Genomic DNA, 19084 nt, shown 5'->3' on the forward strand with positions numbered 1-19084 from the left:
GGTCAGGCGCGGTGCGCGGCGGCGCGGAGGAGCGAGGCGCCGGTGGGGGTGAGGGTGTGCAGGACGGTGGCCGCGTGGCGGCTGCTGGTGATGAGGCCGGCGTCGCGCAGGGCGGTCGCGTGGCGGCTGGCGGAGGCGGCGGAGACGCCGGCCGCGCGGGCGATCTCCCCGGTCGTCGCGCCGTCGGCGACCGCGCGCAGGGCCACCGCCCGGGTCCGCCCGAGGAGCGCCGTCAGGGGGGCGGAGGCCGCGTCGGCGAGCGGGTGGTCCGGGGGCGGGGCGGTGGCGTCCCGGCGCACCGGGTAGCAGACGACGGGCGGGAGGGCGGGGTCGGCGAGGCGGGTCGGGGTGCGCCAGCAGAAGTAGGTGGGGAGCAGGGTCAGCCCGCGCCCGTCCAACCGGATCTCGCGGGCGGCCGGTGGCAGGACCAGGTGCAGCGACGGCGGTCGCCAGTGGAGCGCGGGTCCCTTGCCGCCGAGCAGGCCGTGGACGCCGCCGTCGAGGAACTCCCGGCCGAGCGCGGCCCGTTCGGCGTCGAAGTGGGAGCGGACGGTCTCCTCGTACGGGGCGATGACGGCGTCGTGGTACGCGCGCAGCAGCCGCACGAGCTCCTTGCGGTCCTCCGGGTCGGCGAGCCGCGCGACCCACGGGGGCGCGCCGACCGTGCGGTCGAGGCGGGCCAGCTCCTTCGTCACCCGCCGGGGGCTGGTCGCCAGGATCGCGTCGAGCCCCTCCGCGAGCCCGTCGACGCCCCGCCCCGGGGTCAGGAAGTCCGGGAAGTAGGCGGCCCGGGGGAAGAGCGGCAGGAGGACCGTGCGGAGCGCCCGTTCGAGCCCCTTCTCCCGCAGCCGGAGCCGTACGGTCCGGAGCCAGTCCGCGTAGGCCCAGCGGCCGTCCCGGGTCTGGAAGCGGTGCAGGCTGGTGGCGATCTCCCATAACGGGTTCGGTGCGGCGGCGACCCGTACCGCGGCCAGGTCGGCGTCCCCGAAGTGGATGCGGAGCATCTCGTTCCCCCTCGTGAGCTCGGCATTTGCGGTGAGCCGTAACAGCATGGCCGGGCCCTTCCGGAATCCGTCATGGTTGGCCGACGGCGCAGGACAACGGGCGTGTCCGCGCCGCCGACCACCACGAAACGGGAGGAAGAACCATGCGAACTCCGAAGAGCCGTAAGGCAGTCGCCCTCACCACCGGAGCCCTGGTGCTCGCCGGCGTCCTGGGCGCGGCGGGCACCGCCTCCGCCGCGCCCGCCGAGACGGACCGGACCGCGCGGGCCGCCTTCTCGGACCCGACCCTGCCGCCCGTCTACGGCAGCCGGAAGGTCTGGAAGGACGTGAACCACCGCACCGGTCCGAGCGGCAGCTACTCGATCATCGGCAAGCTCTACGCCGGCAACTCCTACGCGGTCAGCTGCTGGAAGTACGGCGAGAGCGTGACCGCCGAGGGCACCACGAACAACGTGTGGATCCTCGCGAGGAACGGCAGCGGCCGGTGGGGCTACTCCAGCGCCATCTACTTCTCGGGGGACAAGTACGCCAACCTGCCCCAGAGCGCGAAGTGCCCCTGACCGCCCGCCCGTGAGTCCGCGGCGGGGCCGGTCACGGGACCGGTCCCGCCGCGGCCGCGTGGGCGAGGAGTTCGTCGACCGACCACTGGTCGTAGACGTGCTCGCCGTACTTCGCGGCGGTGATCCGGCCGTCGGGGGCGATCAGGAAGTCGGCGGGGAGGCCGGTCCGGCCGGCGGGCTGCGCCGCGGCCGGCAGCCGGCCCCGGCCCCGCAGCAGCTCCGCGGCGCTCCGGGCCACGCCCCGGACGACCGCCGGCCAGCCCCTCGGGTCGAGCAGGGCCCGGCGGTGGGCCTCGACGCCGAACTCCGCGTACAGCTCCTTGGCGGGGTCCGCGACGACGGCGAACGGCAGGTGGGCCACGTGCGCGCGCAGCTCCTCGGCCGGCGAGTGGAAGAGGACCACCTCCCGGATCCCGGCCCGTTCGATCTCCTCGTGGCGCAGGACGACCGAGCGGAGGTGGAGGTTGCAGACGGGGCAGCCGGCGAAGCGCCGGAACTGCACGTGGACGGCGCGCGCGGGGTCCGGCACGGCCAGCGGCGGGCCGGTGACCGGGACGAGCGTGCGGACGGGGACGGAGTCGCCCGGCGCGAGCCGGGACGAGGGGGCGCGGGGCGGGGGCGCGGGGGACGGCAGATCGCGGGACGGGGGCGTGCGCATGGGTCACCTTCCGCTGGGGAGCCCGTAGGCGTACGGCGTACTCCTAAAAGCGTAGGCGTAGGGCGTACGCTGTCAAGCGCCATGCCACGACCCCGCTCCCTCACCCCGGACCGGCTCGCCGCCGCCGCGCTCGCCGTCGTCGACCGCGACGGGCTCGCGGCCCTCTCCATGCGCACCGTCGCCAAGGAGCTCGGCATGAGCCCGATGGGGCTCTACCGGTACGTCTCCGACCGCGAGGAGCTGGAGCGGCTGGTGGTCGACCGGATCCTCGACGCCGTGGACACCGCCCCGCCCCCGGAGGACGCGCCCTGGACCGAGCGGGTCGAGGTCATGGTCGGGCGGCTGCGCGCGGCCGTGGCCCGGCACCCGGAGGCCGTGCCGCTCGCCCTCACCCACCGCCACCGCTCCCCCGGCGGGCTGCTCTGGTCGGAGGCCGTGCTCGGCATCCTCGCCGGGGCGGGCGTCGACGGGCCCCGGCGCGTGGTCGCCCTGCGGGCGCTGCACGGGTACGTGACCGGGGCGATCCAGCTGGAGCACCGGGGCCCGCTCGCCGGGCCGGGCACGGAGGCGATCGCCGCGCTGCCCGGGGACCGCTTCCCGCTCCTGACCGAGACCGCCCGGGAGGCCCGCGGGGTCACCCCCGACGAGGAGTTCTTCGGCGGGCTCCGGCTGCTGCTGCGGGGCCTGGGCGGCTGAGCCCGGCGGCGGCGCGGGCGGTCTTGCGGGGCACGGGACAATGGGGGGTGGTCCGGGCGTCCGGACCGGTGTGCGCGAGGAGGAGCGGAACGATGGCGGAACCCGCGGAGCGGAGCGGACAGCGGCGGCTGCGGCCGGCGCCCCTGATCTTCGAGCCTGCCGAGGCGACCGCCGACCCGGAGCACTTCTTCGACCTGGAGTCGATCGAGGACCCGAAGGAGCTGCTGTCCCGGGCGACCGAGCTGACGCTCGCGTTCCGGGCGGCGACGGACCGGGCGATCGAGTTCCAGGCGGTCGCGGCGGCGCAGCTCGCCGACCCGAAGCGGTTCGACCGGCTGACGGCGGCGGACGTCGCCGAGCGCGCGGCGTGGACCGAGGACTACGCGCGGAAGATGATCGAGTTCGGCCGGGACCTGATCCGTACGAACGGACGCCCGGCGGAGGACTGACGGGCCGGACCGGGCGGACCCGGCCGGCGGGAGTCGGGCCGGCGAACCGGAACGGACCGGAGCGGTCGGGACCGGGCGGACCGGAGCGGTCGGGCGGGCGAGAGCGGTCGGCCGGGCGGGAGCGGTCGGTCGGCCGGGCGGGAGCGGTCGGCCGGGCGGGCGAGAGCGGTCGGGCGGGTGGGTCGGCGGCTCGACGGAACAACCGTTCGGCATATGCGGGGCGCACGATACCCCTCCGATCGCGGCCCCGTCCGGGTTTCGCGGAACTCTCGGCGTTCGTTCCGTCACCCCCGGTAGACCTTTCTCCATGACGACGACGACCTGGCTGCGCGACGAGACCCCGTACGACGTCTTCCGCTTCCTGCGGACGGGTGACGAGGACCGGCACCAGACCGCCCGGGTGACCGGCGGCGGCGCCGCCTGGCTGGCCTCGGCCGCCGGCGGCGAGCCCGGGGCGGCCCTGGCGCGCTGGGAGGCGCGGCCGGAGGCCCCGGCGGTGCTGCCCTGCGGGCCGGTCTTCGACGTCGTGAACGTGGACCCGGTCTTCGGGCGGCGGATGCTGGACCGGCTCTGGGAGGAGGGGCCGGGCTCGGGCCCGGTGGCGGCGCACCGGGGCCGGATGCTGCTCTTCGCCGCGCCGGGCACCGCCCAGCGGCTGCCCGCGCTGCTCGACTGGGAGGAGTGGGGGAGGGCCGTGCCGCGGCCGCTCTGCCACGGCACGGGCGACGCGGTGACCGTGCCGCCGCTGGTCCCGGCGGGCGAGGAGTCCGCCGGGCCGCGCTGGCTGGTCGCCCCGGACACCCGGAACCCGTGGCTGCCGGGCCCCGAGGTGATGCTGTGGGCCTGTGTGCGGGCGGCCCGGGCGGTTTCCGCGGCCGACGTGCGGGTATCGATTTTTGCTCCCGCCGCTCAGGGTGCTAATGTCTACGACGTCAGCAGGCGCCGCTAGCTCAGTTGGTTAGAGCAGCTGACTCTTAATCAGCGGGTCCGGGGTTCGAGTCCCTGGCGGCGCACAGACCGGAAAGCCCCTCGCGAGAGCGAGGGGCTTTCCGCATGTCACGGGGCCTGTCGCCCGGTGCGCCGCGGGTCAGGCCGGGCCGGGCGGGGTGATCTTCACCGTCCAGACGCCCGCCTCGCTGCGGTCCGTGACCTCGACCCGGACGCCCGTGCCGGGCACCGTGAGCGTCTCACCCACCTCCATCGGCGCGTCCGCGAGCGGCGGGTACACCGAGCGCTCCCAGCACGCCTCGGTCTCCGGGTGGCCGTCGACGACCTCGACCGGGCCGTCGCCGGAGTGCGCGCCGGCCCGGACCCGGTAGACGAGGACGCCCTCGGTGCAGGTGTCGGCGTCGTTGCCGGTGGCGGCGCGGGCCTCGACGGCGAGGACGGTGTCCGGGCCGGTGCGGACGACGGCGAGCCGGGTGGAACGCGCGGCGGGGGTCGACGGGGCGGCCGAGACGGGCTCCAGGCCGACCAGGCGCGGCTCGCCGCCCTGGACGCAGGTCACCTGGGAGCGGTCGAGCCAGCCCAGCTTCCACTTGTGCCAGCCGAAGGGGTCGGGGGCGAGTCCGAACTGGCTGCCCATGACGTCCCAGTCGCCCACGTGGGTGTCCCAGTCGCCCTTGCCGTCGGCGGGGCGGCGGTAGAGGTCGGGCAGGTCGAAGACGTGGCCGGTCTCGTGGGCGAGGACGTTCCGGTCCGGCGGGTGCCGCTCGAAGACCGTCACGACCCGGCGGATCCGCGCGCCGTCCGCCTCCAGCGGGCTCTCCAGGTTGACCACCTTGGTGGCGTCCGAGTCCACGCCGGGGGCGTCCGGGTCGGCGACCAGGTAGACGATGTCGTACCGGGAGAAGTCCACGGAGCCGTCGGCGGCGGCGATCGCGTCCTTCAGGTACGCGGCCCGCTTCCCGGCGTCCCAGTCGCGCCGTATGGCGTACTCCGTGGACGGGCGGGGCATCGGCGTCCAGACGGCACGGGGGTGCGGGCGGAGGGTGAACCGGCCGTAGGAGGCCCGCCGGAAGAAGTCGGTGGTGGCCGGGAAGTGGTCGGCGGCCAGCTCCTCCGGCGTGTTCACCGGGGTGGCGTCCGGGAAGGACAGGAAGATCATGACCGCGTCGAGCGAGCGCTCGGGACGCGGATAGGAGCCGTTCCAGCTGTCGAGGCCGAGCGAGTGGTGCGCGGCGGTACGGGGCAGGGCGCAGGGTCCGGCCTGGGGCGCGGCCGCGGCGGGCCCGGCGACCAGGCCGGTGGCCGCGAGGGCGGCGAACGCGGTGAACGCGGCGGCTCCGGCACGCAGCCGGGAGCGCTCCACTCCCCCGGGTGGCTGCTGACCCTCCACGTGGACCTCCGGTTCGCGAGTGCGGGACACCTTCACCACCTTGTGGCGGTTCACGGTGTTTCGCACGTTTCCGCTACCCCGGTCGGGTGAGGGGGCGCCACCCGGGCGACGCGAGACGGACACGCTCCAGCTCACGGAAAGTCACATTCGATCAGCACGCCGACGTCGTGAGTCAGACCCGCGCGGAAACGGTCAGGGGCGGCGCGCGGTGGTCAGCCTCACACCGGCCGGGGCCCCGGCCGACCGCCCGGGAGCTGGAACGCTCCCCCGGCCTGGCTCTATGATCGGCACACTTGTCCCAGGCCGACCATTCCGACCACATGTGAACGGCCCCCCTGCACAACGGGAGTGAGCGGTGAGCGGAACCCCCGAAGGACCGGTACATCCAGAGCCGCAGGGCGCCCCGCCGGCCCGCCCGGCACTCACGGAGCGTGAACTCCGCGATTACCGGGCCGCCTTCCGCACCTCCCAGCTCGCCATGGCCCTCGTGGACCGGGACGGCCTGGTCGTCGCCGCCAACGACTCCCTCGGCACCCTCCTCGGCACCGACAGCACCGCCCTGCGCGAGCAGGCCGCCGCCGACCTCGTGGACCTCGCCGCCGACGGCCGCACCTGGCACGCCTACCGCGAGGTGCTGCGCGGCCGCCGCTCCCGCTTCCGCTGCACCCGCCGGCTCAAGCACCCCGACGGGCGCAAGCTCTGGGCCGAGGTCACCGTCGCCCCGGTCCCCGACACCGGCCGGGTGCTGCTCTCCGTCGCGGACATCAGCGACCGGCGCGAGCTCCAGGCCCGGCTGCGCCACCTCCAGATGCACGACCCGGTGACCCGGCTGCCCAACCGGGCGCTCTTCTTCGAGCGCCTGTCGGCCGCGCTGGAGCCGGCGGCGGCCGAGGGCGCCGGGACGGCCGGCGGCACGGGCGGCCCGCTCGGCGCGGCCGACGGCACGGAGCCGTACCGCTCCGGCCGCCCGCACCGGTCGTACCAGTCGTACGGGCATGGCAGAACAGGGCGGATCGGCCTCTGCTACCTGGACCTCGACGGTTTCAAGGCGGTCAACGACACCCTGGGGCACCGGGTCGGCGACCGGCTGCTCGCCGCTGTCGCCGGCCGGCTCACCGAGTGCGCGGACGGCGCCGGCTACACCCGCAGCGGCGGCCACCTCGTCGCCCGGCTCGGCGGCGACGAGTTCGCCGTCCTCGTCGAGGACTCCACCGGGACGGAACAGCTCGCCGACCTGGCCCGCTCGGTCCTCGCCGCGCTGGAGCGGCCCTTCGACCTCGGCGGGCAGCGGCTCTCGGTCTCCGCCTCGATCGGCGTCGTCGAGCGCGCCGCCGCCGGCACCACCGCCACCGGACTGATGCAGGCCGCCGACACCACCCTGTACTGGGCGAAGGCCGACGGCAGGGCCCGGTGGACGCTCTTCGACCCCGAGCGCAACGCCCACCGGATGACGAGGCAGGCGCTCTCCTCCACGCTGCGGCCCGCGGTGGAGCGCGGCGAGTTCGCCCTGGAGTACCAGCCGCTGGTCGACCTGGCGGGCGGGGCGGTGCGCGGGGTGGAGGCGCTGGTGCGCTGGCACCACCCGCGGTTCGGGGTGCTGTCGCCGAATCGGTTCGTCGGGATCGCCGAGGAGGACGGCTCCATCGTCGAGCTGGGGCGGTGGGTGCTGCGGACCGCCTGCGAGCAGGCCCGGCAGTGGCAGAAGGACCATCCGCGCGAGCGCCCGCTCTTCGTCTCGGTGAACGTGGCGGTCCGCCAGGTGTGGGACTCCGACCTGGTCGCGGACGTGGCGGGGATCCTCGCCGAGACCGGCCTCGCCCCGCACCTGCTCCAGCTGGAGCTGACCGAGTCCGCGGTGATGGGCTCGGCCGGCCGGCCGCTCCAGGCGCTCCAGGCGCTCAGCGACATGGGCGTGCGGATCGCCATCGACGACTTCGGCACCGGCTACTCGAACCTGGCCTATCTGAGCCGGCTGCCGGTCTCCGTCCTCAAGCTGGACGGCTCCTTCGTGCGCGGCTTCCAGGACGAGGAGCACCCCAACCCCGCGGACGAGCTGATCGTGGAGGCGCTGGTGCAGCTCGCCCACCGGCTCGGCCTCACGGTGACCGCCGAGTGCGTGGAGACGGCCGGGCAGGCGGCGAGGCTGCGCCGGATCGGCTGCGACACGGGGCAGGGCTGGCTGTACTCGCGGGCGGTGGCCCCGGACCGCATCGCCGCGATGCTGGAGGGCACCACCCCGCTGCGGGTCTGAGCCCCGGGGCGCGCCGGACGCGGTACCGCCCCCGACCGGAGGGACATTCCGGTCGGGGGCGGCGGTTCGCGCGGTGGTGCGGGCGGTCAGGTCTCAGCAGGCGCCGAGGTCCTGCCAGACGCCCCACTCACCGGTGGTGCCGGGGGCCTCGTTCTGGGTCCACCACTTGGCCTTCCACTTGCGGCCGTTGTGGGAGACCTCGTTGCCCGCGTTGTAGACCGTGCCGGCGACGTAGGCCGGGAGCGAGCCGCAGCCGGCCGGGGGCTGCGTGGTCGGCGGCGTGGTCGGCGGGGTGGTGGTGGGCGGGGTGGTCGGCGGGACGGTGGTGCCGCCGAGCGCGGTGTTGATCTGCTTCAGCAGGGTGGCGTTCTCGTCCAGGCCGAGGAGCGAGTACATCATCGCGCCGGCCAGGCCGCGCTGCTTGCCGTAGTTCACCCGCTCCTGGATGGACTTCTGGTTCAGGCCGGTGAAGAACTCGCCGTCCTTGTAGAAGTACGAGGACTTGGCCTGGTCGTCCCAGAAGGTGGTCGCGGCGTTGTCGACGATGCCGCCGAGCTCCTTGTAGTGCGCGATGCCGGCCTGCTGGGAGAGCGGGCGGGCGTTGGAGCCGCCGGTGGCGGGCTGCGCGAGGCCGTTGGCGGTGCCGGCGGGCACGCCCTTCCAGCCGCGGTAGTAGAACTCGTAGCCCAGCGTCAGCTTGTTGGCCGGGAAGCCGCCGGTGATGCCGTAGGTCGGGTTGCCGTCGATCCAGGAGTCGATGGCGGCGTCGATCGAGTACTTCTCCTGGCCCGGCGCGATGACGTCGGTCGGGTCGTTGGAGCCGGAGTACAGCGGGGACTGGTGGTACGTCGGCCCGTCGCCGTCCCAGGCGCCGTGCATGTCGTACGTCATGATGTTCGCGTAGTCGAGGTACGCGCCGATCTTGTCCGTCTCGATGTGCTTGATCTTGTCCTGGCCGGCCGGGAGGGCCGCGGTCAGCAGGTACTTCTTGCCGCCGTTGGCCGCGCCGTACTCGTCGAGCTGCTTGCGGAACTCGGCGAGGAGCAGGGTGAAGTTCTGCTTGTCCTCGGGGCCGTAGTGGTTGCCCAGGTGGCCGCCGGAGGAGCCGGGGTACTCCCAGTCGATGTCGATGCCGTCGAAGATGCCGGCCGCGGTGCCGGGGCCTCCGAAGCCGCCCTCGACCGGGAGGTTGCCCTTGAGGTACTGGTCGATGCAGGAGGAGACGAGCTTCTTGCGGCTCGCGTCCGTCTTCGCCGCGTCGTGGAAGTACTTGGAGTAGGTCCAGCCGCCGAGCGAGATGTTGATCTTCAGGTGGGGGTACTTCGCCTTCAGCTCCTTGAACTGGTTGAAGACGCCCACGATCGGCTGGTCCCACTTGTCGGCGACGCCGTCGACGGAGTCGGCCGCGGAGAAGGACTTCTGGTAGTCGGCGTAGGAGTCGCCCGCGCCGTCGCCCGCGTTCGGGTTGTTGTCGTCACCCGCGGCCTTGTTGGCCATGAAACACGTGAGGTTCGTCGGGTGGATGTTGCCGAACGAGTAGTTGATGATGTCGAGCTGGCTCGCGATGCCCCGCGTGTCGAGGTGCTTCGGGTAGAACGCGTTGCCGTACACGCTCCACTGGTCGTAGTACGCGATGCGCACGCCGCCGGCGGAGGCGGTGGTCGAGGCGTCGGCGGCCTGGGCGGAGCCGAGGCCCGCGGTCGCGGCGAGGGCGCCGGCGGCGAGGGCCGAGCTGAGCAGCGCGGCGATCAATGACTTACGGGGGTGCACGAGCGTCCTCCGATGGGGGGTACTGGTGGTGCCGTACAGGAGTTGGAGAAGTGATAGCCCCCGTGTGAACGGCGCGTCAATGGTCTGAACCAGATTGAGGACTAGACCAATTTGAAGGAGAAACCCCTCGTCAGAGGTGTGCAGCACAAAACGAAACCGCCCGCCACCATGCGTGACGAGCGGTTTAAGGTTCCCTTAGGGAAGCCGGCGGGGCGGAGCGGCGAGGAACCACCCGCCTTTCCGGAACCCGGGATTCAGGAGAGCCGCGGCAAGCCGTAGGCGTCCGCGATCAGTTCGTAGCTCCGCAGCCGCGCCTCCCCGCCGTGGGCGTTGGCGGTGATCATCAGCTCGTCCGCCCCGGTGCGCTTCTGGAGCTCGTCCAGACCCGTCCGGACCTCGTCCGGGGTGCCGTGGACCACGTTCCCGAGCCAGCCGGCCACGAACTCCCGCTCGGCCGGGGCGAATCCGCGCTCCACCGCCTCCGCCTCCTCGGGCGTGGGGATGAGACCGGGCCGGCCGGTGCGCAGCCGCAGCATCGAGACGGCGCCCGTGAGCACCTGGCGGCGGGCCTCCGTCCCGTCCTCGGCGGCGAGGGCGGCGACGCCGATCAGGGCGTAGGGGGCGTCCAGGACCGCGGAGGGGCGGAAGGACTGCCGGTAGAGGTCGAGCGCCGGGATCGTGTTGCGGGCCGAGAAGTGGTGGGCGAAGGCGAAGGGCAGGCCGAGGAGGCCGGCCAGCCGGGCGCTGAAGCCGGAGGAGCCGAGCAGCCAGACCGGCGGGCGGCCCTTCGGACCCTGCACCGGCCCGGGCACCGCGTGGATCCGGGCGTACGGGTGCGCGTCCGGGAAGTCGTCGTCGAGGAACCGGGTCAGCTCGGAGAGCTGCTCCGGGAAGTTGTCGGCGCCCTCGTTCAGGGTGTCGGTGCGGCGCAGGGCGGCGGCGGTGGCGCCGTCGGTGCCGGGCGCGCGGCCGAGGCCGAGGTCGATCCGGCCCGGGGCGAGCGCCTCCAGGGTGCCGAACTGCTCGGCGATCACCAGCGGGGCGTGGTTGGGGAGCATCACGCCGCCGGAGCCGAGGCGGATGCGGCGGGTGTGGGCGGCGAGGTGGGCGAGGATCACGGCCGGCGAGGAGGAGGCGACGCCGGGCATCGAGTGGTGCTCGGCCACCCAGTGCCGGTGGTAGCCGCGCCGCTCGGCGAGCCGGCTGAGCTCCACGCTGGTGGCGAGGGCCCGGCTCGCGGTGGAGCCGCTGCCCACGGTCACGAGGTCGAGGACCGAGAGCGGTACGGGTGCGGTGCCCAGGGCCTCTCCTCGTACGGCGTCGTCCGCCGTGCCTGCGTCTGCCTGGGTGCCGGTCTCGCTCACCGTCCGGTCCTTCCTCCGCGCGGATGTGTCCACCGGAGCGGCAACAGGGGTGCGGGATCCCTTATTCCGGGGCGAACGGAGCACCTCGGGTGACCGGCGCCACATTTCGGCCACCGGAAGCACTGCTTCCGGGTCCTCTCCTCCCCGGGGAATCTCCGTCTCCCCGCGAGCCGAACGCCTGAGCGACGGCCGGTCCGCACCCTCCTGACCTGAGGCTCTTCCCTCCGTCCATGCCCACGTCATATGCCAGGGTGGCGCGTCCCAGTACAGGGCCGGGATCCCCCGCATGATTCTCGCCAACAGCCGCCCCGCGGAGGGCCCTTGGCGGCTATCGTGGTACGGAAGCTTGCGGTCACAACCTGGTAGGGGGAAACCGTGGCGCTGAAGCCCGAGCCCACCGCGCCGTTCCACTCGGTGCAATACGCCCTGCGCGTGCTCGAGACGGTCTCGCGGCACGGTGGCGGGGTGTCGGACGCGCAGATCGCGCGCGAGACCGGCCTGCCCGTCGCCCACCTGTCCTCGCTGCTCCTCATGCTCCGGCGCGAGGGGTACGTCGAGCAGGTCTCCGACGGCGCGTACGTCACCGGGGACTCCCTGGTCCTCCTCGGCTCCGGCTCGACCCGCCGGGAGGCCCTGGAGGCCAAGCTCCAGGAGACCCTCACCGAGCTGCGCGACTCCGTCGGCGCCGCCGTCTACATCAGCCGGTACATCGACGGCGAGGTGAAGATCACCCAGTTCGCCGACGGCCCGCGCACCCCCAAGGTCAACGAGTGGGTGGACTTCCGCTCGGCGGCCCACGCCAGCGCGGTCGGCAAGTGCCTGCTCACCCAGCTCGACCTCAACGGGCGCCGCGACCACCTCTCCCGGCACAAGATCGCCCGGCTGACCTCCCGGACGATCACCAACGAGAAGGTGCTCTTCTCCAAGCTGGACAGCCAGCCGCCGACCGTCCCGGTCCTCGACCTCCAGGAGTACGCGGTCGGCACGGTCTGCGCCGCGGTGCCGCTGACGGCCGGCTCCGCCGTGGGCTGCCTGGCGCTCTCCCTCCCGATCGAGCACGCCCACCGGCTGCGCTCGGCCGCCGACACGCTGAACCGGCGGGCGGCCCCGGTGGTGCTGTCGCTGGCGATCTGAGGCGCCCGGAGCGGGGTCCCGGCGGGGTGGTCACGAGCACCCCCCGGGACCAGGTAGTATTTTCTCTGTCAGCAGGCGCCGCTAGCTCAGTTGGTTAGAGCAGCTGACTCTTAATCAGCGGGTCCGGGGTTCGAGTCCCTGGCGGCGCACCGACGGGAAGAGGCCCCTCGCGAGAGCGAGGGGCCTCTTCCGCATGCCCCCTTAGGGGGTCACGCCTGGAGGTAGGCGAGGACGGCGAGGACCCGGCGGTGGGTGTCCTCGGCCGGCGGCAGGTCCAGCTTGGCCAGGATGTTGCCGATGTGCTTGCCGACGGCCGCCTCGGTGACGACCAGGCGCCGGGCCACCTCGCCGTTGGAGTGCCCCTCCGCGACCAGCGCCAGGACCTCCCGCTCGCGCGGGGTCAGCGTCGCGAGGGGGTCCCGGCGGCGGCGCAGCAGCTGCCGCACGACCTCCGGGTCGACGACCGTGCCGCCGGCGGCCACCCGGTCCAGGGCGTCCACGAACTCCTCCACCTGCCCCACCCGGTCCTTCAGCAGGTAGCCGACGCCGGCGCCGTCGCCCGAGTCGAGCAGGTCGGAGGCGTAGTCCCGCTGCACGTACTGGCTGAGGACGAGGACCGGCAGGCCGGGGCGCTCGGCGCGCAGGGCGACGGCGGCCCGCAGCCCCTCGTCCTGGAAGCCGGGCGGCATCCGCACGTCGGTGAGGACCACGTCCGGGTCGTGGGCGGCGACCGCCGCGCGCAGCGCCTCCGCGTCGCCGACCGCGGCCACCACCTCGTGGCCGAAACGCGACAGCAGCCCGATCAGTCCCTCGCGGAGGAGGACGCCGTCCTCGGCGAGGACGACGCGGAGCGAACGCGGCACGGGATCTCCACTCGTAGGACCGTCGGCCCGCCCGGCGGGCTGGTGATCGTCAGTGTGCCATCCAGGACGGCGAGCCGGTCGGCGAGTCCGGTGAGCCCGGAGCCGCGGGCCGGGTCGGCGCCGCCGCGCCCGTCGTCCTCGACGGTGAGGACGAGGACCCGGCCGTCGTGCCGGCCGGTGAGGCGGGCGCGGGAGGCGCCGCTGTGCCGGTCGACGTTGGCGAGCGCCTCGCGGCCGGTGAAGTACGCGGCGCTCTCGACGGCGGCCGGCAGCCGGGGCAGGCCGTCGAGGTCGGTGTCGACGGGGACGGCGGTGCGGTCGGCGGCGTCGGCGAGGGCCGGGCCGAGGCCGTAGTCGGCGAGGACCTGCGGATGGATGCCGTGGATCAGCTCGCGCAGTTCGGCGAGGACCTGCCCGGCCTCCTCCTGCGCCTGCGCGAGCCGCTCGGCCAGCGGGCCGCCGGGCGGGGCGTCCAGCCGGGCCAGGCCCAGGGACATGGTGAGGGCGACCAGCCGGTGCTGGGCGCCGTCGTGCAGATCGCGCTCGATGCGGCGGCGCTCGGCCTCGAAGGCGTCCACCAGCCGGGCCCGGGAGGCGATGACCTCGCCGAGCCCGTCCCGCTCCCGGGGTGCGAGCAGGGCCCGGGTGAGCGCGGCCCGCCCGGCCGCGTACAGCCCGAGCGGGTAGGCGAGGGCGACGAGGAGGAGCGCGCCGAGCGCGGCGGCGGCGAGGGCCGGCGGGTACGAGGTCACCAGGACCGTCTTGAGGATCTTGGTCTCGTGGCCGTCGGCGGCGAGCAGGACCGGGGTGGCGAGCAGCGCGCCGGGCACGCCGGCGGCGAGGGCGAGCGCGAGGGCGTCGAGCACCCACAGGACGGTGGCGAGGAGGAGCGCGTACGCGAGCTCCCGCCAGGTCGCCCGCTCTCCCGCCCGCACCCGCGCCCAGGCCGCGAGGCCCGGCTCGGCGGGCGCCCGGTGCGGGTCGGCGGCCGGCCGCCGGTCCACGAGGCGCAGCCGCAGCCGCTCCGCCCCGCCGAGCGCGATCCCCCCGAAGAGCAGCAGCGGGATCCCCACCAGGAGCGGCGAGGCGACCAGCAGCACGAGCAGCACCGCGCAGGCGAGGACGCCCGCGACGACCCCGCTCACCAGATAGCCGGCGGCCCGCCAGGGCCAGGGCCCGAAGGGGTACCTCCGGGGCCGGAGGAACAGGGCCTGCCGCACGTCGCACGCTTCCATGGCCGCCACCGTAGGCGGGCGCGGCGGGCCCGGGCCATGGGGCGGGAGGGTGTGACCGGGGTGGGGCTGGGCCCACCCCGGCGCGGGCTCCTACGATGCGCGGATGACGATCCACGGGGACGACGGGCCGGACGTACGCGTGCTGTTCGACGGGACGCGCGAGGACTACCGGGAGCCGGGGCGGCCGCGCCCGGTGCGGGTGTACGTGTGGGAGCCCGCCGGGGCCGGGGCCGGGACCGTGGTGGTCTCGCACGGGACCGGCGGGTCGGGGGCGGACATGGGGTGGCTGGCGGCCCCGCTGCGGGCGGCCGGCTTCCGGGCCGTCGCCGTCGACCACCACGGCAACAACCACGTCGACGGGTACGAGCCCGAGGGCTTCGTCCACGTGTGGGAGCGGCCCCGGGACGTCTCCTTCGTCCTCGACCGCCTCGGCGCGGAACGGCCGCTCGGCCCGGTCGGCGTCGCCGGGTTCTCGGCCGGCGGCTACACGGCGGCGGCGACGGCGGGGGCCCGGCTCGACCCGGCGCTCCTGGAGGCCGTGCTGACGGGGGCGGTGCCGCTGCCGGCGATCCCCGAGTTCCCGGACGTGCTCGACGCGCTGCGGGCGAAGCGGCCGGGCGAGGGGGTGCCTGGCGGCGCCGGGGACGACCTCACCGACCCCCGGGTGCGGGCCGTCTTCCAGGTGGCGCCCGGCCTGGGCGGGCTCGTCACGCCGGAGAGCCTCGCCCGGGTCCGGGTGCCGGTGGGCGTCCGCTGGGCCGGGGCGGACGACATCTGCCCGTACGACTCCGACGTCCGCCCCTACCTGGAGCACGTGCCGGCGGCGAGCGGCGTCTCGGTGGGGCCGGCGGTCCGGCACGACGACTTCTTCGCGGAGGAGCCGGCCGATCCGACGGCCCGGGTCCGGGTCGGCGAGGCGGCCGCCGCGTTCTTCGCCGCGCACCTGGGGTGAGGTTCAGGCCGGTGCGCGGCCGTGGCGGGCGTACTCCTCCCGGAGGGCGGCGAGCGCGGCCCCGGTGAGGGGCTCGTACGGGGCTCCCGGCGCGGGGCGCCACCAGACGGGGTCGTCGCAGAGGAAGGAGGCGCGGCGCAGGGCGACGCGGTGGATCTTGTTGGTGGCGGTGAGGGGGAGCCCCCGGGTCACCCGGACGAAGCGCGGGGGCATCTTGGTGCCCAGGTCGGGCTGGGCGGCGAGGAAGGCGGCGAAGGCCGCCGGGTCGAAGGTCCCGCCCGGGCGCAGGGCGAGCGCGGCCATCACCTGGTCGCCGGCGACGGGGTCGGGGACCGCGTAGACGGCGACGCCGGCGGCCCGGTCCCAGCGGGCCAGGATCGCCTCGATCATCGCGGCGGCCAGGTTCTCGCCGTCGACGCGCAGCCGGTCGTCGGCGCGGCCCGCGAAGTAGAGGAAGCCGGCCGCGTCCCGGTAGAAGAGGTCGCCGGTCCAGTACCAGCCGTCGCGGCGCCGGGCGGCCTCGGCGCCGGGGTTGCGCCAGTAGCCCTCGAAGGTGCCGGTGCCGCCCCGGTTGACGAGTTCGCCGATGGCCTCGTCGGCGTTGAGGAGCCGGCCGGCGGGCGAGAAGCGGGCGGGCGGGCACGCGCGCCGGGTCTCGGGGTCGACGACGGCCAGGTCGTCGCCGGGCGCGGCGCGGCCGATCGCGCCGGGCGGCGTGTCGGGGGTGCGCCGGACGGAGGCGCCGCCCTCGGAGGAGCCGTACCCCTCGATCAGCGGCACCCCGAAGCGCTCGCGGAAGCGGGCCGCGTCGACGGCGCCGGCCTCGGTGCCGAAGCCGAGGCGGAGCCGGTGGTCGCGGTCGTGCGGGCCGGGCGGGGTGGCGAGGAGGTACTGGACGGCGCGGCCGACGTAGGTGAAGTAGGTGGCGCCGAAGCGGCGGACGTCGGGGAGGAAGCGGGAGGCGGAGAAGCGGGCCCGCAGGGCGACGCCGGCGCCGGCGGCGAGCGCCGGGGCCCAGTCGGCGATGACCGCGTTGCCGTGGAACATCGGCATGCAGACGTAGTGGGTGTCGTCGGGGGTGACCGCGAAGGCGCGGGCCAGGGAGGCGCCGGCCGAGGCGACCGAGCCCTGGCTGCGGAGCGCGGCCTTGGGGGCGCCGGTGGAGCCGGAGGTGAAGGTGAGGAGGTAGCGGGTGCGGGGGCCGACGGGGCCGAGGACGGCGTCGCCGGGGCGGGCGTCCGCGTAGGGCGCGAGGAGGTCGGCGTACGCCTCGGTGTCGGTGACCAGGACGCGCAGGCCCGGCAGCGGCAGGCCGTCGAGGAGCGGCAGGTGGGCGCGCTGGGTGACGAGGACCCGGCAGGCGGTGTGGGTGATGTCGCGGGCGAGTTCGGCGCCGCGCCGGGTGGGGTTGACGCCGGCGACGGCGGCCCCCGCGAGGGCCGCCGCGCCGAGCCAGAGCCGGTACTCCGGCGTGTTGTCGAGCAGCAGGCCGAGGTGCGGCTCGCCCCCCGGCCGGGGTGGCATCAGGTCCACGAGCAGGGCGGCCCGCGCGGCGGCGCCGGCGGCGGCCCGGTGGTGGCTGAGGGTGTGGTGCTCGTCCCTCAGCCCGGTCCGGTGGTCGCCCCACTGGCGCCGTATCAGCTCCGCGACGGTGTCCGCGCCCGCCCGTGTCGTGGCCGTCATGGCCCCGGACTGTAACTGGCGAACCGTCAGAACTGAACGTCCGAGCAGGCGTAGAAGGCGTTCGCGGTGTCCGCGACCGTCCACACCGCCAGGATCAGGTGCCTGCCGGTCTTGCCCGCCGGGAGGGTCCCGGAGTGCGAGAGCGTCGACGGCGGCTGCTGGCTGTTGTACGGGACGGTGAGGAACGGCTGGGGGTCGAGCTGGGCCCGGGTGAGCTTGGCGGCCGGGTTCCAGCCGTTCTTCGTGATGTAGTACCGGAAGTCCGTGGTGCGGTGGCGGGCCGTGAACTGCCAGCGGAAGGTGTGGCTCTGGCCGGCGGTGACCTTCGTCGCCGGCCAGGTGCCGCCGCGCGGGTCGTCCAGCTGCGCGAAGCGGGCGTTCCCGCCGGCGCAGATGGTGCCGTCGGCGGGGCCGGCGGCCGGGAAGCCCTTCAGGCCCTCGACCGACTGGGGCTCCCACTGGATGGAGCCGCAGTTGGTCACCGTGCCGTTGGCGCAGAGCTTCTGGCGGCTGATCGGCGAGTCGGTGTACCCGTGGCCGCTCGCGGTGCTGGTGGCGAAGAGGGAGGCGGCCGTGACGCCGAGCGCCACGGCGGCCAGCCCTGTCTTTTTGCGCATGCTGTCGCTCCAGGGAGAACGTGGGGGAGTTCCGTGGTGCCCATGGGCTGTGCTGTGCGCGTGCGGAAGGGACCGCTCCAGGCCCCTCTAGGTCTAGACCAAGTACCACCGTAGGGACGGAAGTTGGACATGTCCATACCAGCGGCGGGGCGGCCGGGGCGCGGCCGGAACCGGTCTCACGCCCCCTCCCCCGGGCCCCCGCGGCCCGTGTAGAACGCCACCGTCAGGTCCTTCACCAGGGCCTTCCGCTCGTAGTCGTCCAACTCGACCAGACCACGACTGGTCAGCCGGTGGACCACGTCGTCCACCGCGTCCACCACCGACGTCAGGACGCTGTCCCGGTGCTTCGCGTCGATCGCCGCGATCCGGCGCCGGCGCATCGCCGCCGCGACCTCGGGGGCGTACTCGATCCGCGTCGGCTGCGCCGAGAACACGTCCAGACCGACCGGGACGCACTCCGCCGACAGCATCCGGGTCAGCGCCTCGCCGACCGCCTCCGCGTCCCGGAGCGTCGGCGCGTCCTCGTGGAACGCGTCGGCCGGCAGCTGCGACAGCACCCGCGCCATCGCCGCCTCCACCTGCTCGCGCAGGTAGTCCTCGTGGTCGTCGACCCCGAGCGCCGCGCGGACGGTGTCCCGGACCCGCCACACCACGAGGACGGTCACGTCCAGCGCGGTCCCCTTCGCGTCCACCGCCGGCAGCGGCTCGCTGCGCCAGTGCCGCAGCCGAACGTCCACCCGGCGGCGCAGCAGCAGCGGGTTCGCCCAGACCAGGCCGGTGCGGCGGACGGTGCCGCGGTACTCGCCGAACAGGGTCAGCACCCAGGCGTACCCGACCCGGCCGCGGCCGAGACCGCCCACCGAGAAGAGGAACACCAGCACGCCGAACGCCAGCAGCGCCCACTGCGCGAGGTGGACGCCGTGGTACGGACGCGGGGGCAGCCGCAGCATCCGCGCGACCACGTCCGGCACCGCTCCCGTCCACCACACGACGGCGGCGCACCCCAGCAGCGCGAGGAACCCGCCCGCCACGCCGACCCAGCCCGGCAGCACCGGCGCGGCCCGCTCCACCAGGTCCGGATCGGCCGTCGGCGCGGGCCGGGCGGGAACGGTCCGGGCCGGCCCGGGGGTGAGGGCGGGGCTCGGGATGACGGTCCGGAGGCTCCGGCCGGTGGGCGGGGCCATGGCGACGGTGTCGGGGCCGCCGTCGTCGTCGGCGGCGCCGGTGGCGGTCGGTGCCGCCGCGGGCGTGGCGGCGCCGTCCCGGAAGAGGAGGTGGACGGGGATGGAGCCCGTCGTCTCCGTCCCGATCACGTTCTTCCGCCGGGGCAGCCGCCCCACGGCGGCGACCGGCACGGCGACCGAGGCCACCCGTCCGCCGGTGACCCGCCCGAAGTCGAGCACGTCCCGCTCCTCCTCCGACGCCATGGGCCACCCCGCCGGCGGGAAGCGGGGGGACCGGGGAAGGCCGCGAGCCCCGGGGGACCCCGGCCGGTCCGTCGACGTCTCCA

At 74.9% G+C, this 19084-nt stretch carries 17 protein-coding genes and 2 tRNA genes; 9 read left to right on the top strand and 10 right to left on the bottom strand.

The genetic code is table 11. The features are described from left to right. Window positions 1-2: 2 nt before the first annotated feature. The gene (locus AB0E83_RS02335; protein WP_362104570.1) at window positions 3-1004 is read right to left on the bottom strand and encodes a helix-turn-helix domain-containing protein; all 1002 of its coding nucleotides are present in this window, start codon (window positions 1002-1004) and stop codon (window positions 3-5) included. A 143-nt stretch (window positions 1005-1147) separates the two neighbouring features. Here AB0E83_RS02335 and AB0E83_RS02340 point away from each other — a divergent pair, with 143 nt between their 5' ends. Continuing rightward, window positions 1148-1564: an SH3 domain-containing protein gene (locus tag AB0E83_RS02340; RefSeq protein WP_362104572.1), complete on the top strand. Its 417-nt coding sequence runs from the start codon at window positions 1148-1150 to the stop codon at window positions 1562-1564. Between the two features lie 31 nt (window positions 1565-1595). Here the strand turns inward: AB0E83_RS02340 and AB0E83_RS02345 are convergent, their stop codons facing one another. Beyond that, on the bottom strand, window positions 1596-2222 hold the full coding sequence (locus AB0E83_RS02345) for a peroxiredoxin-like family protein (protein ID WP_362104574.1): 627 nt from the start codon (window positions 2220-2222) through the stop codon (window positions 1596-1598). Window positions 2223-2303: 81 nt separating this feature from the next. Here AB0E83_RS02345 and AB0E83_RS02350 point away from each other — a divergent pair, with 81 nt between their 5' ends. From AB0E83_RS02350 to AB0E83_RS02365, 4 genes are all read left to right on the top strand, one after another. After that, complete coding sequence (locus AB0E83_RS02350; RefSeq protein ID WP_362104576.1) at window positions 2304-2918, top strand: TetR/AcrR family transcriptional regulator; 615 nt, start codon at window positions 2304-2306, stop codon at window positions 2916-2918. A 92-nt stretch (window positions 2919-3010) separates the two neighbouring features. Beyond that, window positions 3011-3367: a hypothetical protein gene (locus AB0E83_RS02355; protein WP_031014634.1), complete on the top strand. Its 357-nt coding sequence runs from the start codon at window positions 3011-3013 to the stop codon at window positions 3365-3367. Window positions 3368-3674: 307 nt separating this feature from the next. Then, a complete protein-coding gene (locus AB0E83_RS02360; protein WP_362104578.1) occupies window positions 3675-4316 on the top strand; it encodes a hypothetical protein in 642 nt (213 codons plus the stop codon). After that, window positions 4307-4380, top strand: a tRNA-Lys gene (locus AB0E83_RS02365). The genes AB0E83_RS02360 and AB0E83_RS02365 overlap by 10 nt, the downstream gene beginning before the upstream one ends. A gap of 74 nt (window positions 4381-4454) precedes the next feature. On the opposite strand, the gene AB0E83_RS02370 is transcribed toward AB0E83_RS02365, so the two are convergent. Next, window positions 4455-5705, bottom strand: a complete 1251-nt coding sequence (locus tag AB0E83_RS02370) for a M6 family metalloprotease domain-containing protein (RefSeq protein WP_362104615.1) — start codon at window positions 5703-5705, stop codon at window positions 4455-4457. Window positions 5706-6060: 355 nt separating this feature from the next. Between AB0E83_RS02370 and AB0E83_RS02375 the strand changes: the two genes are divergently transcribed. Then, entirely contained in the window at window positions 6061-7956 is a 1896-nt protein-coding gene (locus AB0E83_RS02375; protein WP_362104580.1) for an EAL domain-containing protein, read from the top strand. A 93-nt stretch (window positions 7957-8049) separates the two neighbouring features. Here AB0E83_RS02375 and AB0E83_RS02380 read toward each other — a convergent pair whose 3' ends face one another. Together AB0E83_RS02380 and AB0E83_RS02385 are read right to left on the bottom strand one after the other, a co-directional pair. Beyond that, complete coding sequence (locus AB0E83_RS02380; RefSeq protein WP_362104582.1) at window positions 8050-9726, bottom strand: glycosyl hydrolase family 18 protein; 1677 nt, start codon at window positions 9724-9726, stop codon at window positions 8050-8052. Between the two features lie 254 nt (window positions 9727-9980). Beyond that, complete coding sequence (locus tag AB0E83_RS02385; RefSeq protein WP_362104583.1) at window positions 9981-11090, bottom strand: LLM class flavin-dependent oxidoreductase; 1110 nt, start codon at window positions 11088-11090, stop codon at window positions 9981-9983. A 375-nt stretch (window positions 11091-11465) separates the two neighbouring features. Between AB0E83_RS02385 and AB0E83_RS02390 the strand changes: the two genes are divergently transcribed. Both AB0E83_RS02390 and AB0E83_RS02395 read left to right on the top strand, forming a co-directional pair. Then, complete coding sequence (locus AB0E83_RS02390; RefSeq protein WP_362104585.1) at window positions 11466-12224, top strand: IclR family transcriptional regulator C-terminal domain-containing protein; 759 nt, start codon at window positions 11466-11468, stop codon at window positions 12222-12224. A gap of 75 nt (window positions 12225-12299) precedes the next feature. After that, window positions 12300-12373, top strand: a tRNA-Lys gene (locus AB0E83_RS02395). A 60-nt stretch (window positions 12374-12433) separates the two neighbouring features. On the opposite strand, the gene AB0E83_RS02400 is transcribed toward AB0E83_RS02395, so the two are convergent. Next, on the bottom strand, window positions 12434-13087 hold the full coding sequence (locus AB0E83_RS02400) for a response regulator transcription factor (protein WP_362104587.1): 654 nt from the start codon (window positions 13085-13087) through the stop codon (window positions 12434-12436). Then, window positions 13027-14322, bottom strand: coding sequence for a sensor domain-containing protein (locus AB0E83_RS02405; RefSeq protein WP_362104589.1), 1296 nt, complete (start codon window positions 14320-14322; stop codon window positions 13027-13029). The genes AB0E83_RS02400 and AB0E83_RS02405 overlap by 61 nt, the downstream gene beginning before the upstream one ends. Window positions 14323-14425: 103 nt before the next feature. On the opposite strand from AB0E83_RS02405, the gene AB0E83_RS02410 reads away from it, so the two are divergent. After that, on the top strand, window positions 14426-15274 hold the full coding sequence (locus AB0E83_RS02410; protein WP_362104590.1) for an alpha/beta hydrolase: 849 nt from the start codon (window positions 14426-14428) through the stop codon (window positions 15272-15274). A 3-nt stretch (window positions 15275-15277) separates the two neighbouring features. Here the strand turns inward: AB0E83_RS02410 and AB0E83_RS02415 are convergent, their stop codons facing one another. From AB0E83_RS02415 to AB0E83_RS02425, 3 genes are all read right to left on the bottom strand, one after another. Beyond that, the gene (locus AB0E83_RS02415) at window positions 15278-16957 is read right to left on the bottom strand and encodes an AMP-binding protein (protein ID WP_362104591.1); all 1680 of its coding nucleotides are present in this window, start codon (window positions 16955-16957) and stop codon (window positions 15278-15280) included. Between the two features lie 26 nt (window positions 16958-16983). Beyond that, a complete protein-coding gene (locus tag AB0E83_RS02420; protein WP_362104592.1) occupies window positions 16984-17574 on the bottom strand; it encodes a lytic polysaccharide monooxygenase in 591 nt (196 codons plus the stop codon). A gap of 176 nt (window positions 17575-17750) precedes the next feature. Then, a partial coding sequence (locus tag AB0E83_RS02425; protein WP_362104594.1) for an SPFH domain-containing protein occupies window positions 17751-19084 on the bottom strand: 1334 nt, incomplete at its 5' end.

The sequence above is a fragment of the Streptomyces sp. NPDC035033 genome (assembly GCF_040636735.1).
Taxonomy (GTDB): domain Bacteria; phylum Actinomycetota; class Actinomycetes; order Streptomycetales; family Streptomycetaceae; genus Streptomyces.